This window comes from Nonomuraea wenchangensis (assembly GCF_900111685.1).
GTDB lineage: Bacteria > Actinomycetota > Actinomycetes > Streptosporangiales > Streptosporangiaceae > Nonomuraea > Nonomuraea wenchangensis.
The window spans coordinates 134,421-148,141 of sequence record NZ_FOHX01000021.1 but is presented as its reverse complement, the minus strand read 5'-3'; the positions used below and the strand labels follow the sequence as shown (position 1 = coordinate 148,141).

At 74.1% G+C, this 13,721-nt stretch carries 11 protein-coding genes; 5 read left to right on the top strand and 6 right to left on the bottom strand.

Features of this window, described 5'->3' with window-relative positions; all coding sequences use genetic code 11:
• Window positions 1-17: 17 nt before the first annotated feature.
• The 5 genes from BMW85_RS41670 to BMW85_RS41650 all read right to left on the bottom strand — a co-directional run bounded on the left by BMW85_RS41670 (window position 18) and on the right by BMW85_RS41650 (window position 5,055).
• Window positions 18-1,214 carry a L,D-transpeptidase gene (locus tag BMW85_RS41670; protein WP_091092788.1) on the bottom strand — a complete coding sequence of 399 codons (1,197 nt, stop codon included), beginning with the start codon at window positions 1,212-1,214 and terminating at the stop codon, window positions 18-20.
• 60 nt (window positions 1,215-1,274) lie between these two features.
• Window positions 1,275-2,405 carry a fumarylacetoacetase gene (gene fahA / locus BMW85_RS41665; protein WP_091092787.1) on the bottom strand — a complete coding sequence of 377 codons (1,131 nt, stop codon included), beginning with the start codon at window positions 2,403-2,405 and terminating at the stop codon, window positions 1,275-1,277.
• A complete protein-coding gene (locus tag BMW85_RS41660; protein WP_245775374.1) occupies window positions 2,402-3,178 on the bottom strand; it encodes a hypothetical protein in 777 nt (258 codons plus the stop codon). The genes fahA and BMW85_RS41660 overlap by 4 nt, the downstream gene beginning before the upstream one ends.
• On the bottom strand, window positions 3,175-4,344 hold the full coding sequence (locus BMW85_RS41655) for a homogentisate 1,2-dioxygenase (protein WP_091092784.1): 1,170 nt from the start codon (window positions 4,342-4,344) through the stop codon (window positions 3,175-3,177). The genes BMW85_RS41660 and BMW85_RS41655 overlap by 4 nt, the downstream gene beginning before the upstream one ends.
• Before the next feature lie 81 nt (window positions 4,345-4,425).
• Window positions 4,426-5,055: an IclR family transcriptional regulator gene (locus tag BMW85_RS41650; RefSeq protein ID WP_091092782.1), complete on the bottom strand. Its 630-nt coding sequence runs from the start codon at window positions 5,053-5,055 to the stop codon at window positions 4,426-4,428.
• A gap of 72 nt (window positions 5,056-5,127) precedes the next feature.
• Here BMW85_RS41650 and BMW85_RS41645 point away from each other — a divergent pair, with 72 nt between their 5' ends.
• The gene (locus BMW85_RS41645) at window positions 5,128-5,763 is read left to right on the top strand and encodes a hypothetical protein (protein ID WP_091092781.1); all 636 of its coding nucleotides are present in this window, start codon (window positions 5,128-5,130) and stop codon (window positions 5,761-5,763) included.
• On the opposite strand, the gene BMW85_RS41640 is transcribed toward BMW85_RS41645, so the two are convergent.
• Window positions 5,753-6,994 carry an MFS transporter gene (locus tag BMW85_RS41640; RefSeq protein WP_245775373.1) on the bottom strand — a complete coding sequence of 414 codons (1,242 nt, stop codon included), beginning with the start codon at window positions 6,992-6,994 and terminating at the stop codon, window positions 5,753-5,755. The two genes, BMW85_RS41645 and BMW85_RS41640, sit on opposite strands and share 11 nt — an antisense overlap.
• Before the next feature lie 163 nt (window positions 6,995-7,157).
• Here BMW85_RS41640 and BMW85_RS41635 point away from each other — a divergent pair, with 163 nt between their 5' ends.
• From BMW85_RS41635 to BMW85_RS41620, 4 genes are read left to right on the top strand one after another with little or no spacing between them, the layout of a single operon-like run.
• Window positions 7,158-8,810 carry a fatty acyl-AMP ligase gene (locus BMW85_RS41635; protein ID WP_091092778.1) on the top strand — a complete coding sequence of 551 codons (1,653 nt, stop codon included), beginning with the start codon at window positions 7,158-7,160 and terminating at the stop codon, window positions 8,808-8,810.
• Window positions 8,803-11,169, top strand: a complete 2,367-nt coding sequence (locus tag BMW85_RS41630; protein ID WP_091092776.1) for an MMPL family transporter — start codon at window positions 8,803-8,805, stop codon at window positions 11,167-11,169. The genes BMW85_RS41635 and BMW85_RS41630 overlap by 8 nt, the downstream gene beginning before the upstream one ends.
• A complete protein-coding gene (locus tag BMW85_RS41625; protein ID WP_091092774.1) occupies window positions 11,166-12,512 on the top strand; it encodes an MFS transporter in 1,347 nt (448 codons plus the stop codon). Before BMW85_RS41630 ends, BMW85_RS41625 begins: the two co-directional genes overlap by 4 nt.
• Window positions 12,509-13,711 carry a glycosyltransferase gene (locus BMW85_RS41620; protein ID WP_245775372.1) on the top strand — a complete coding sequence of 401 codons (1,203 nt, stop codon included), beginning with the start codon at window positions 12,509-12,511 and terminating at the stop codon, window positions 13,709-13,711. Before BMW85_RS41625 ends, BMW85_RS41620 begins: the two co-directional genes overlap by 4 nt.
• Window positions 13,712-13,721: the final 10 nt, after the last annotated feature.

Sequence of the window (13,721 nt, the reverse complement as noted above, 5' to 3'; positions counted from 1 at the left end):
CTAACGTAGTCCTGGAGTCAACCCGGCGACACCATCTCACCTGCGGCGTCGGCTGTCCGCAGGGCGCTACCCTCGATCCACCTCTCCCAGGTGAGCTGCCAGAAACCCCACCCGTTGTCCCACGCGAGCTCGCGGACGGTGCCGGTGATCGTGACCGGATCGCCGCGCAGTGAGTTCGCGTAGAACCAGGCGGCCTGGTCGGGGCGGGCGTTGACGCAGCCGTGACTGACGTTGCGGCGGCCCTGGGCCCACACGTTGTCCATGGCGTGGATGTACTCGCCGCTGCCCGAGATGCGTACGGCGTGCTCGATGAGCAGGTCGTAGAAGCCGGGGTCGCCCTTCTCGCGGCCGGGGGAGATCATGCGGACCGGGTCGCCCTTGTCCATGGTGAGGTGCACGCCGCTGGTCGTGGTGTATTCGCGGGTGGTGGCCATGCCGGCGCTGATCGCCATGCGCTGGGCGGTGCGGCCGTCGCGCTCGACGGTCATGCGGTGGGTGCGGGTGTCGACCACGCTGGTCTGGGCGCGGCCGACGGTGAAGGCGAAGGTGGAGTCGACGGCTCCGTGGACGCCGTCGGCCGCGTGCACCCCGGCCAGGTGCGCGGTGACGGTGACCCGCTGCCTGGGCGTCCAGAAGCGGCGGGTGCGGTAGATGACGCGGGTGTCGCCGGCCCAGCGCCAGGCGCCTTCGGCGGGACTCCCGGACCTGACCTCCAGGGCCCGCTCGACGGCCGCCTTGTCCTCGATCGGGCGGTCGAAGTCGAGGATGACCGGCATGCCGACGCCGACCGTCTCGCCGGGCAGCGGCGCGGTGGCGGCGAGGCCGAAGGTCTCCCCGGCGGGACGGGTGCGGAAGCGGCCGGCCAGCACGGTGGCGGGGCCGCCCGGTGAGGTGGCGGTGGCGGTGACGTCGTACTCGGCGCCGGGCTTCAGCGTCCAGTCGGAGCGCCAGACGCGGCGCTCGGCGTCGAGCCTGCCGGGCACCGGCTCGCCGCCGGTGTGCGCCGCCACCTCGCTCAGCGTGCCGCCCGTCGCCCTGATCACCAGGCCGCGGCCGGGCCGGGCGCGGACGCTGTCGAGGGCCGGCGCGATCCGCACGACCGGCGGGGCGGCGGGCGTCTCCGCGGTGACCGGGCCGCAGCCGCACGTCACGGACACCGCCGCCATGGCGCAAACCAGGAGGAAGGCGACACGAAGCATCGCGGCACGCCGCATGAGAGGTGACTCCTGCTGTCCGGGAGAAGGGGTCCTCCCAGATTAGCGGGGAGTCACCGGTCAAGCACCTTGAGTGACATCCAGGGCCTGTGCGACAGTTCCGGAAACCTCCCCCAAGGTCACGTCGCCGGCCGTCGCCCGGATCGTCACCGTGTCGCCGTCCTCCAGGAACGTACGGGTCTCGCCGCTGCCGAGCTTGATCGGGTCGGTGCCGTTCCAGGTCAGCTCGATGAACGAGCCGCGCTGGCCGCGCTCGGGCCCCGAGATCGTGCCGCTCGCGAACAGGTCGCCGGTGCGCAGCGCGGCCCCGTTCACGGTCAGGTGCGCGAGCATCTGGTCGGGCGTCCAGTACATCTCCGCGTACGGCGGCCGGGCCACGACCTCGCCGTTGAGCAGGATCTCGACCGCGATGTCCAGCCCCCAGTCCGCCTTCCTGCGCAGGTAGGGCAGCGGCTCGGGGTCCTGCGCCCGCCCGGGGATCCGGGGCAGCGCCTCCAGCGGCGTCACCCACGGCGAGACCGACGTGGCGAACGACTTGGCCAGGAACGGCCCGAGCGGGCGGTACTCCCACGACTGGATGTCACGCGCGCTCCAGTCGTTGACCAGCGTCACCCCGAACACGTGGTCCTCGAACTCCCCGGCCGGCGTGCCCATCTCCGTCGGCACCCCGACCACGAACCCCAGCTCGGCCTCGACATCCAGCTTCCGGCACGGCCCGAACACCCCCGCGCCGAGCTGCCCCTGAGGCCGGCGAACCGGCGTGCCGGACACCACGACCGTGCCCGACCTGCCGTGGTAGCCGACCGGCAGGTGCCGCCAGTTGGGCATCAGCGGCTCGGCGTCCGGCCGGAACATGCGCCCGACGTTGCTCGCGTGCTCCAGCGAGCAGTAGAAGTCGACGTAGTCGGCCACCTCGACGGGCATGTGCAGCTCGACCTGCGCGAGAGGGATCAGATGACGCTCGACGACCGAGAGGTCGCTCGTCAGCTTCTCCTGGATCAGCGCCCGGGTGTCCCGCCAGGCCGCGCGGCCCCGCGCCATGAACGGGTTGAGCGACGGCGCCGCGAACACCTCGTCGTGCAGCGCGGCGGTCAGGTCGAGCACCTTGTCGCCGTAGCGCACCCCCACACGGGGCTCCTGCCCCGGCAGGGAGAAGACGCCGTACGGCAGGTTGTCGATCCCCCAGCTCACTGATCCTCCTCGATCAGGCCCAGCGTACGCAGGTCCTCCACAGGGGTGTGGGTGGCGCACGAGCCGTAGCTCACCAGCAGCCGCCGCGCCCGCACCGCGATCTCCTCGGGCACCGCCCGCGCCATCCGCACGAGCTGCCCCACATCGGTCATGCGCAGGGCGTGCGCGGGATCGCGCCCCTGCACGGCCTCGCAGACGGCCAGCAGCAGGTTGAGGAACCCGTACCGGTCGACGCCGAGCGAGGGGTCGAAGTGCCGCACCGCGTGGTGCAGCCCGGCGGTGGCCTTGAACGGCACCTCGTGGTCCACGCACGACCTGATGAACGCCGCCAGCGGCTCCACCGCCGGGAAGGCGTCGGCCGTCAGCCCGCCGCAGCGCACCTTGAGCCCCGTGCCCTCGGGCACGTCGATCGCCAGCTTGCGCGGCTGGATCTCGGCGAACAGCCGCACCCCCTTGGGCAGCTGGAGCCGCGCGGCGAGCGCCTCGACGGTCTCGCCCTCCTGCAGCGGCGTCTCGACCAGGTCGATCGGCAGGTCGCCGAAGTCGGGAACGTCCTCCTCCGGGTCGAGGATCAGCCCGATGCGCGCCGGCCGGAAGTCCTGGTCGCGCAGCCGGTCGAGACGGCCGGCCGGGCACAGGAAGCGGTGGGTGAGCACCGGGTTGCCGCTCTCCAGGTCGCGCCGGTTGCGGGCGAGCGCCTGCTCCATGTGCAGGGACGTCGGCGGGAACAGCCCGGCGTCGTCCACGAGCGCGGCGTACAGGGTGGCGGTCATCGGGCCCACGTCCAGGCGTAGCCGGAGTCCTCGCAGGACAGGGCGGCGGGGCCGAGGTCGAGCGGGCGGAAGGTGTCGACCATGACGGCCATCTCGCTGGTGGTCGTCACGCCGTTCGCCATCGCCTCGATGACCGCCTCGACCGCGCCGGGCTGCGGCCCGTGCGTGAACCCGGCCGGGTGCAGCGACACCGAGCCGACGTCGATGCCCGAGCCCCTGCGGGCGGAGTAGTCGCCGCCCACGTAGAACATGAACTCGTCGGAGTCCACGTTGTGATGGTTGTACGGGATCGGCACGGCCTCGGGGTGGTAGTCCAGCGGCCGGGGGCAGAACGAGCACACCACGAACCCCGGCCCCTCGAACGTCTGGTGCACCGGCGGCGGCGCGTGCGTCTTCTTCACCACCGGCTCGAAGTCGTCGATGTTGAAGGCGTACGGATAGAGGCAGCCGTCCCAGCCCACCACGTCGAACGGGTGGTCGCGGTAGACCAGCCGGGTCAGCCCGCCACGCGTGCGCACCAGCACCGGCACCTCCTCGCCCTCGGCGAGCAGCGGCTCGGAGGGGGCGCGCAGGTCGCGTTCGCAGTAGGGCGCGTGCTCCAGGAACTGGCCGTACTGCGACAGGTAGCGCTTCGGCGGCCTGATGTGCCCGGACGCCTCGATGGCCAGCACGTTGACCCGGCCGTCCGGCACCCAGCGGTGGATGGTGCCGGTCGGGATGACGACGTAGTCGCCCTCGCCGGCCTCGATCACGCCGTAGGTGGACTCGAAGCGCACCCGGCCGCGCTGGACGTAGACGCACTCGTCGCCCATGGAGTTGCGGTAGAGCTCGCTCGGGCGGTCGCTGGTGGCGTACGACAACCGGACGTCGCCGTTGCCCGCCAGCAGCATGCGCCCGCCCACCAGGTCGCCCGCGCTGTCCAGCTCCTGGGTGCGGAAATGGCGCGGCGACAGCGGCAGGTTGGGCTCCAGTCGCGTCCCGACGACCGGCTCGACGGCCTCGGCCTTCACGATCGCGGTCGGCAGGTGGCGGTGGTAGAGCAGCGAGGAGTCGGACGAGAAGCCCTCCTCGCCCATCAGCTCCTCGGCGTAGAGCCCGCCGTCCGGCCGTCTGAACTGCACGTGCCGTTTGCGCGGCACCTCTCCCACGACCCGGTAGTACGGCATACCGGCCCCTCCATGGCTGTCCTGTTATCGGACGTAAGTGTCCTCTATGTGTACTAACCGTCGGTCATGCGCCGGAGGATGTCAACCCAGCGCGGCCGACAGCTCGGCCGCCGCGGCCACCACGCGCGCCCCCGCGCGCTCATCCAGAGGCCCGAACGTCACCACCCCCACCGACGCCTCCAGCCACGGCAGCCCGGTCACCGGCGCGGCGACGCCCCGGGCTCCCTCCTGCAACTGCCCCTCAGAGACGAAGTAGTCGCCGCGCCCCTCGCGCAGCGCCAGGATCGCCTGCCCCGCCGCCCCCCTGGTCAGCGGATGCCGCGAGCCCTCGCGGTAGGCCACGTGCATGTCGGTCCAGGACGGCTCCACCACCGCCACGGCGAGCCCGTCGTCCCCCTCGGCGACCGTCAGGTGCGCGGTCGCGCCCACCTCCTCGGCCAGCCGCCGCAACGTCGGCACCGCCGCCGCCCTCAGCAGCGGCTGCACCGCCTGCGCCAGCACCAGCACACCGAACCCCAGATGCACCCGCCCCTCGGCGTCACGGCGGACGAACCCCTCGGCCATCAGGGCCGTCAGCAGCCGGTAGACCACTGGACGGCTCAGCCCCAGCTCGCCCGCCAGCTCCGTCGGTGTGCGCCCGGCCTTGCCGTCGGCGAGCAGGCGCAGCAGGCGAAGCCCGCGTTCCAAGGTCTGTACGGATTCAGCGGCCATACTGCTGATTATCTAGTGACGCAGAGCCGCGAAAGGGGTACGTACGGGAAGCAGCAGAACCGGGGGGTGCACATGCGGCAAAGGTGGGTCTTCCTGCTCGCCGGGCTGGCCGTGTGCGGCCTGTCCGCCGCTGTGCCGTCGTTGACCGGGCCGATCGCGCCGGTCGAGCTGATGGCCAGGGAGACTCCTTTTCACCACTCCGAGGGCGAGCTGGTCGAGGACACCTTCTACCTCACCGAGGGCATCGAGGTCGCCGAGCGGCTCCTGCCCACCGCCAAGGGCGTCGCCGTCCGCGCGGCCTACCTCGCGGTCGGCGTCAGCGTGGACGCGAGCGGCCGCCTCTACGGCAAGCCTGATCGCGCCGGCACCTATGTCGCCCCCGTCCAGATCTGCTCAGGCTCGTCCTGCAGCGAGACGCGGGTGACCCTGGTGGTGCTCGGCAACGTCCCCTGGGTGCCGCGCGACCTGATCTTCCCCGGCAAGGCCGGAGTGCCGCTGGAGGGCGAGATCGGGATCAACGGCGGTCCGCCCGGCGTGCTCCCCACCTTCACCGTCACCGACCACGGCAGGCTGCCCGAGGGCGTGTCCATCGGCCCCGACGGGCACGTGGGCGGTGTCCCCGCGAAGGCCGGCATCTCGGAGGTGCCGGTGCGGATCTGCGTGGCGGGCAGCTGCGCGGGCGTGGTGGTCCGGCTCATCATCGAGTGACCGGCGCTACCGGCGCGCGCAGGTTACGCACGCCGGGGGCCAGCAGCGCGGCCAGCGTGCACACCACGATGATCACGGCGCAGGCCAGCAGCGACGTCTCGGCCCCGAACACGTCCGCCGCCCCGCCGGCCAGCAGCAGCCCGAGCGGGCCGAACATGAGCGAGCCGAGCATGTCGTACGAGCTGACCCGCGACAGCGCCTCGGGCGGCACCTCCCGCTGCATCGTGGTCTGCCAGAGCACGCCGAAGACGTCGAAGCACACCCCGAGCACGAACGCCGCGGCCACCGCCGCCCAGAGCGGCGCGTCGCTGCCGAGCAGCACGTACGGCAGCGCCGTCGGCAGGCACAGCAGCACCCCCACCAGGATCGGCCGCCTGGGCCGCAGCCGGATCGACACGAGCACGCCGGCGATCATCCCGATGGCCTCGCCCGCGAGGAACGCCGACCAGGCCGCCGGCCCGCCGAGGCGGTCCTTGAACAGCAGTGGCCCGAGCACGCCGTGCCCGGCCTCGAACGCCATGACCAGCAGCGAGAACTGCGCCACGACCACCCAGAGCCACTGCCGGGTGCGGAACTCCCGCCAGCCGTCCCGCAGGTCCTTCAGCACCGAGTGCCGCTCGCCCGGCGGGCGCTCGATCCGGTCCAGCCGCATGAGCGCGACGAGCACGCCCGCCCCGCCGAACATGGCCCCGCTGGCCATCAGCGCCCAGCCGCCGCCGAACAGCGTCACCGTGCCGCCGCCGAGCACCGCCCCGCCCACGCGGGAGGCGTTCGCGCCGAGGCCGAGCAGCGCGTTGCCGGACTGCAGCCGGTCGGGCGGCACGACGTCGGGGATGATCCCGGTGAGGGCGGGCAGCGCGAGCGCCGTGGCGATGCCGGTGAGCGCCGCCGCCGTGAGCAGCGCGGGCATCGGCGTCCACCCGGTGAGCATCATGGCGCCGATCGCGAAGTAGCCGGCGGAGGCCAGGAACTCGCCGGTCATCATCACCCGCTGGCGCGGCAGCCGGTCCGCGACGACCCCGCCCACCAGCATGAACGCGATCATGGGTACGGAGGCCGCGGCGAGGACCATCGACAGCGTGCCCGCGCTCGCCCCGGGCAGTTCGAGCACGCCGAACGCCAGTGCCACGGGGGCGAAGGCGCTGCCGAGGACGGAGATGGTCCGCCCGGACAACAGCAGCGCGAAGCGGCGATCCCGGAGCAGGCCGAGATCGCGTGCGTAGTCGTGCACCAAGAACCCCCTACAAAACGGTCAAAGCCTGCCATCCGGCCCCGTGTCTTGTCACTCGATAAACAAGACGGGCCGCGGAATGTGCAGGGGTTTGGCAAGAACCGCGGCCCGGTCCTCCCGTAATTTGCTAGGTCCCTCCAGCTCCAGCCAAGGGGACGCGGGCATGCCGGACGAGATGCTGATCACACGGGTGGCGCGGTGGGCGCGCGAGGTCCCGGACGGGCCGGCGTACACGTTCGTGGACCATCTCGGGGACGGCTCCCGGCGGACCTATACGTGGGCGCAGGCCGACCTCAAGGCCAGGGCGCTCGCCGTACGGCTGCGCGAGCTGGCCCGCCCCGGCGACCGGGTCGCCGTCCTCGCGCCGTCCGGGCTGGACTACGTGGTCGCCGTGCTCGGCACGATGTACGCCCGGCTGGTCGCGGTCCCGCTGTTCGCCCCCGGGCTGCCCGGGCACGGCGAGCGACTGGAGCGGGCCTTCGCCGACGCCGCGCCCGCCGTCGTGCTCACCACGACGCCCGCGCGGCCCGCCGTGACCGCCTTCCTGGGGGAGACCGGACCGCCGGTGGTCGCCGTGGACGCCGTCTCCGACCTGCTCGCCGACGAGTGGGAGCGCGAGCCGATCGCCGCGGACGATCTCGCCTACCTGCAGTACACCTCCGGCTCCACCCGCGCCCCCGCCGGGGTCGAGATCACGCACGGCAACCTCACCGCCAACGCCGCCCAGCTCTGGGAGGTCTTCCGCGCCCGGCCCCGCGTCTCGGCGGCGGTGCTCTGGCTGCCGCTCTTCCACGACATGGGGCTGGTCGCCACCGTCGCCATGCCGATCATGGGGGCGAACCGGGCGGTGTTCATGGACCCGGTGGCGTTCGTCATGAGCCCGGTACGGTGGCTGCGGCTGCTGTCGGAGGAGGCCGACGCCTACACCGGCGCCCCCAACTTCGCCTACGAGTTCACCGCCGCCCGCGTCCGCCCCGAGGACAAGGAAGGGCTCGACCTGTCCGGGGTACGGGTCATGCTCAACGGGGCCGAACCGGTCCGGCCGGGCGCGTTCGCCGCCTTCGACGCCGCCTTCGCCGGGTGCGGGCTGCGGCCCGAGGCGCACACGCCCGCGTACGGGCTGGCCGAGGCCACCGTGTTCGTCGCCGCCACCGGCCGCGACGAGCGGCCCGTCGTGACCGTCTTCTCCCGCGACGCCCTGCGCGAGGGCCGCGCCGTCCCCTGGACCGAAGGGCCGGCCAGCCGGCTCGTCGCCTGCGGCCGGCCGCACGGGCAGCGGGTCAGGATCGTCGGTGACGCCGGCGACCAGCCGGACGGCCACGTCGGCGAGATCTGGGTGCGCGGGCCGAACGTGGCCCGCGCCTACTGGCGTGACCCGGCCCGCACCGCCGAGGTCTTCGGCGCCGACGGCTGGCTGCGCACCGGCGACCTCGGCGTGTGGCACGACGGCCGGCTCTACGTCACCGGCCGCATCAAGGACCTCGTCATCGTGGACGGCCGCAACCACTATCCGCAGGACATCGAGGCCACGGTCCAGGAGGCGCACGAGGCGGTGCGGCGCGACCGGGTGGCGGCCTTCGCGGTGCCGGGCGCGGACACCGAGCGGCTGGTCGTGGTGGCCGAGCGGTCCCGGCGCGGGCAGGGCGCCGACGCGGCCGAGGTCGCGCGGGCGGTGCGGGCCGCCGTACGGGCCGGGCACGACCTCGCGGTGCACGACTTCGTGCTGACCGAGGCCGGGGCCGTGCCGCGCACCTCCAGCGGCAAGCTCGCCCGGCGCGCCTGCCTGCGGGCGTACCTGGAGGGCGCCCTTGTTTGAGCGCGCGGGCCGCCTGGTCTACCGCGGCAGGTGGACGCTGCTGGTGCTGAGCCTGGCGGCGGCGCTCCTCGTCGCGCCGCTCGGCATGGAGCTGTTCGGGCGGATGGCCGACGGCGGCTTCGAGGACCCGCGCGCCGACTCGACCACCGCGGCCCGCTGGAGCGACGACTGGTACGGCGAACACGCCCCCGACGTCGTCGTCCTCTACCACCACCCGTCGGTCAAGGCCCGCGACCCCCGCTACAGGAAGGCGGTGCACGACGCGCTGCGGGCGCTGCCGGCCGAGCATGTGGGGGCGCTCGCGACGTACTGGACGACCGGGTCGAAGCTGATGGTGTCGAAGGACGGGCGGTCCACGTACGCGCTGGTCACGCTCAAGGGCGACAAGCAGGCCGGCTACGCCGCCGTCGAGGAGCGGCTGCGGCGGGCCACGAACCTCCAGGTCTCGGTCGGCGGGCCGGTGCCGCTGCTGAAGGAGCTCAACGACCAGACCGCCGCCGACCTCGCCCGCGCCGAGGCCATCTCCATGCCGGTGCTGCTGGTGCTGCTGGTCGTGGTGTTCGGCAGCCTGGTGGCGGCCGGGCTGCCGCTGCTCGTGGGGGCGTTCGCGGTGCTCGGCGCGCTGGTGCTGCTGCGGCTGCTCACCGAGGTCACCGAGGTGTCGGTCTTCTCGCTCAACGTCGTCACCATGCTGGGGCTCGGGCTCGCCGTGGACTACTCGCTGTTCGTGCTCAAGGCGTTCCGCGAGGAGATCGCGGCAGGAGCGACGAGCGAGGAGGCCGTGGTGCGGACCATGGCCACCGCCGGGCGCACCGTCGCCTTCTCCGGGCTGACCGTGGCGACGGCGCTGCTCGGGCTGCTGGTGTTCCCGCAGATGTTCCTGCGCTCGATCGGGCTCGGCGCGGCGGCGGTGGTGCTGGTCGCGATGGGCGCGGCGCTCGTCGTGCTGCCGGCCGCGCTCGGCGTGCTCGGGCGGCGGGTGAACGCGCTCAGGCTCACCCCCGACCTCGGGAACGGCGGGCACGGCGGCGGGCAGGGCGGCGGCATGTGGCACGCCGTCGCCTCCAGCGTCATGCGCCGGCCTCTGCTCTATCTCGTCGCCGTGGCCGCCGTGCTGGTGGCGCTGGCCGCGCCGTTCCTGCACGTCACGTTCGGCAACGTGGACCACCGCGTGCTGCCCGCGGGCTCCGAGAGCCGCCGGGTGGCCGAGATCGTGGACCGGGACTTCGGGCGCAACTCGATGGCGGCGGTGGACGTACACGTGCTGGTCGAACGCTCCTTCACCGAGGCGCCCGCCCGCCCGGGGCCGCTCGGCCAGGGGCACGCGGCGATCAGCGCCGTCACCCCCGTCACGCCGGACGACGCCGGACCGCTCGCCGCGCGGCTGCGCCGGCTGCCGCACGTCACCGGCGTGGACGTCGCCGGGCTGTCCCAGGAGAACGGGGCGGTCCGGCTCGCCGTCCGCTACGACGTGGACCCCATGTCGGCGGAGGCGCAGCGCCTCGTCACCGCCATCAGGACGTTGTCGCCGGCCGAGCCGAACGTGTCGCGCGTCGTCGTCGGCGGGCCCACGGCCGCGCAGATGGACCTCATGGACAGCCTCACCGCCCGGCTGCCGTGGATGGCCCTCGTGGTGGGGTCGGTGACGGCGGTGCTGCTGTTCGCCGCGTTCGGGTCCGTGGTGCTGCCGGTCAAGGCGCTGCTCATGAACGTGCTGTCCATCGGGGCCTCGCTCGGGGTGATCGTGTGGGCGTTCCAGGACGGGCACCTCGCGTCCGTGCTGAACTTCACCTCCACCGGGACGGTCGAGGCGACCGTGACCGTGCTGATCCTCGCCGTGGTGTTCGGGCTGTCGATGGACTACGAGCTGTTCCTGCTGTCGCGGGTGCGGGCCGAGTGGCTGCGCACCGGGGACAACACCGCCGCCGTGGCCGCCGGGCTGCGGCAGACCGGCGGCGTGATCACCAGCGCGGCGCTGCTGCTGCTGGTGGTGATCGGGGCGTTCTCGACCGCCGGGATCACCATCGTGAAGCTGCTAGGGGTGGGGTTGTTCGTGGCCATCGTGGTGGACGCGACCCTGGTGCGGGCGCTGCTGGTGCCCGCGACGATGCGGCTCATGGGCGGGGCCAACTGGTGGCTGCCCCGGCCGCTGCGCGGGCTGCACCGGCGGGTGGAGCTCCACGAGCCGGCCGCGGCTCCGGGAACCCCGGCCCTGCGCGAGCAGCCCCGAACCGGTGGCCGTGACCGGCCCAGGGCCGAGGGCGGGCCCCGGTGGGAGCGGATCGGCCGCGAACGGGACCGCGTGGTGCGGGCCACCCCCGACGGGACCGGCTGGACCTGGGTGGAGGTGGACCGGTGACCGGCCTCACCGTGACCCGCCCGGCGACCGGCCGGTGGCTGCTGACCGCCGTCGCTCTCGCCGGGTTCCTCACCACCCTGGACAACACCGTCGTAACCGTCGCGCTCCCCAGCATCCAGCGCGACCTCGGCGCGAGCCTCGCCGCGCTGGAATGGGTGGCCACCGGCTACCTGCTGACGTTCGCCGGCCTCATGCCCGCCGGCGGGCGGCTGGCCGACGCCTGGGGGCATCGCGCGACGCTGCTGACCGGGCTGATGCTGTTCACCGCGGCCTCGCTCGCGGCCGGGCTGGCCGGGACGGCCGGCCCGCTGGTGGCCGCCCGCCTCGTCCAGGGCGCGGGCGCGGCGCTGGTGCTGCCCGCGACGCTCGCCGTGCTCGCGGTGCTCGACGAGCGGCGGCGCTCGGCGGGCGTGGCCGTCTGGATGGCGTCCGGGGCGGCCGCGCTCGCGCTCGGGCCGGTGGTCGGCGGCTACCTGAGCCAGCACGCCCACTGGAGCTGGGTGTTCCTCGTCAACGTGCCGCTGGGGGCGGCGGTGGTCGCGCTGGCCGCCGTGACGGTGCCCGCGTCGCGGCCCGTACGGCGGACGCTGGACCTGCCCGGCGTGCTGGCCTCGGCGGTGTTCCTGGCGTCGGGGACCTTCGCCCTGATCCACGGCGGGGAGCACGGCTACGGCTCCCCGGCGGTCGTCGCCGCGCTGGCGCTCTGCGCGGGCGGCGGGGCGGCCTTCGCCGTGGCCGAGCGGCGGGCCGCCGATCCGATGGTGGACCTGCGGCTGTTCGCGGTGCGGGCGTTCGCGGGCGGGGTGGCGGCGCAGGTGCTCTGGGGGCTCGGCGTGAACGGCGTGTTCTTCTACACGGCGCTCTTCCTGCAAGGGGTGCTCGGGTTCACGCCGACCGGGTCGGGGCTCGCGTTCGTGCCGCTGGCGCTGCTCGTGGTGCTGGTCACGCCGCTCGCTCCGCTCCTGGAGCGGCGGGTGGGCGCGGGGCGTACCGTGGCGGCCGGGCTGACGCTGGTCGCGGGCGGGATGGCGGTCGCGGCGACGCTGGAGGCGGGCGACGGGTGGGGACGGCTGCTGCCGGCCGTGTGCGCGATCGGGATCGGCTCGGCGCTCACGATGCCGCTGGGCTCGGCCGTGCTGGGCGCGGTGCCGCAGGAGCGGGCCGGGGTGGCGGGCGGGGTCTTCTCGGTCGGCAGGGAGGTGTCCGGGCTGTTCGGGATCGCCGCCGTCGGGGCGGTCGTGCAGGCCGCCCCGAGCTTCGCCACCGGCTACGCCACCGGGCTGCTCGTGGCGGCCGGGCTGGTGCTGGCGGGCGCGCTGATCGCCCTGAGGACGCTCAAGTGACGAGGATCGCAATGCCGGCGCTGGGGTCGCGCGGAGACACGCAGCCGTGCGCCGCGCTGGCGCTGGAGCTGGCCGGGCGCGGGCACGAGGTCGTGCTCGCCGCGCCCGCCCGCTACGCCGCCCTGGCCGCTCCCGGCGTGCGGTTCGTCCCCCTGAGCGTCGATCCCGCGACCGTCCTGGACGGCGAGGAGGGGCGGGCGTGGCTGGACAGCGGGCCCCTGGGCTTCGTCCGCGGGCTGAGGACGGTCGTCGAGCCGCTGGCCGCCAGGCTGGTCGCCGAGGTGGACGCCGCCTGCGCGGGCGCTGACCTGGTGCTCGCCCCCGCACTCGGCGCGTTCGGCCGGCACCTGAGCGAGCGGCACGGGATGCCGTACCGGATCCTGCAGTTCCAGCCGAGCGAGCCGACCGGCGAGTTCCCCAACCCGCTGGTGCCGCTCGCCGGCCTGGGGCGGCTCGGCAACCGGGCCTCGTACGCGCTCGTCGAGCGCGCCGGCCTGCTGGTGCTGGCCCGACTGGTGAACCGGCTGCGCGCCGAGGTGCTGGGGCTGGGGCCGCTGCGGGGGAGCCCGTTCGCCGCCGACCGGCGGGAGCGGGTGCCGGTGCTGTGCGGGGTCAGCCCGCTGGTGGTGCCGCGCCCCCGCGACTGGCCCGGGTACGTGCACCTGACCGGCTACTGGCGGCTCCCCGGCACGGGCGGCACGGCGGACCTGGAGGACTTCCTCGCGGCCGGCCCGCCGCCCGTCTTCGTGGGGTTCGGCAGCATGCCGTGCCCGGAGCGGGTGGCCGGGGAGGTCGTCGCCGGGCTGCGGCTGGCCGGGCTGCGCGGCGTCGTCCAGGGGCTGCCGGTGGCGGCGGGCGACGACCTGCTGCCGGTGGGGGAGGTGGCGCACGACCTGGTGTTCCCGCGCATGGCGGCGGTCGTGCACCACGGCGGGGCAGGGACCACCGGGACGGCGCTCACGGCCGGGGTGCCGAGCGTCGTCTGCCCGTTCTTCTCCGACCAGCCCTTCTGGGGGCGCCGGGTCGCGGCGCTCGGCGCCGGCCCGCCGCCGCTGCCGATCCGCCGGCTCGACCGGCGGGAGCTGGCCGAGCGGCTGCTGGCCGTGCCCCGGCACCGCGAGCGGGCCGCCCGACTCGGCAGGCGACTGGCGGTCGAGAACGGAGTACGGACGGCGGCCGATCTCATTGAACGTCATTGATCATCCGGAT

Excerpts from the sequence above, each read along its gene's own strand:
- BMW85_RS41670 (WP_091092788.1), bottom strand. The coding sequence starts at position 1,214 with ATGCGGCGTGCCGCGATGCTTCGTGTCGCCTTCCTCCTGGTTTGCGCC.
- BMW85_RS41660 (WP_245775374.1), bottom strand. The coding sequence starts at position 3,178 with ATGACCGCCACCCTGTACGCCGCGCTCGTGGACGACGCCGGGCTGTTC.
- BMW85_RS41655 (WP_091092784.1), bottom strand. The coding sequence starts at position 4,344 with ATGCCGTACTACCGGGTCGTGGGAGAGGTGCCGCGCAAACGGCACGTG.
- BMW85_RS41645 (WP_091092781.1), top strand. The coding sequence starts at position 5,128 with ATGCGGCAAAGGTGGGTCTTCCTGCTCGCCGGGCTGGCCGTGTGCGGC.
- BMW85_RS41635 (WP_091092778.1), top strand. The coding sequence starts at position 7,158 with ATGCCGGACGAGATGCTGATCACACGGGTGGCGCGGTGGGCGCGCGAG.
- BMW85_RS41650 (WP_091092782.1), bottom strand. The coding sequence starts at position 5,055 with ATGGCCGCTGAATCCGTACAGACCTTGGAACGCGGGCTTCGCCTGCTG.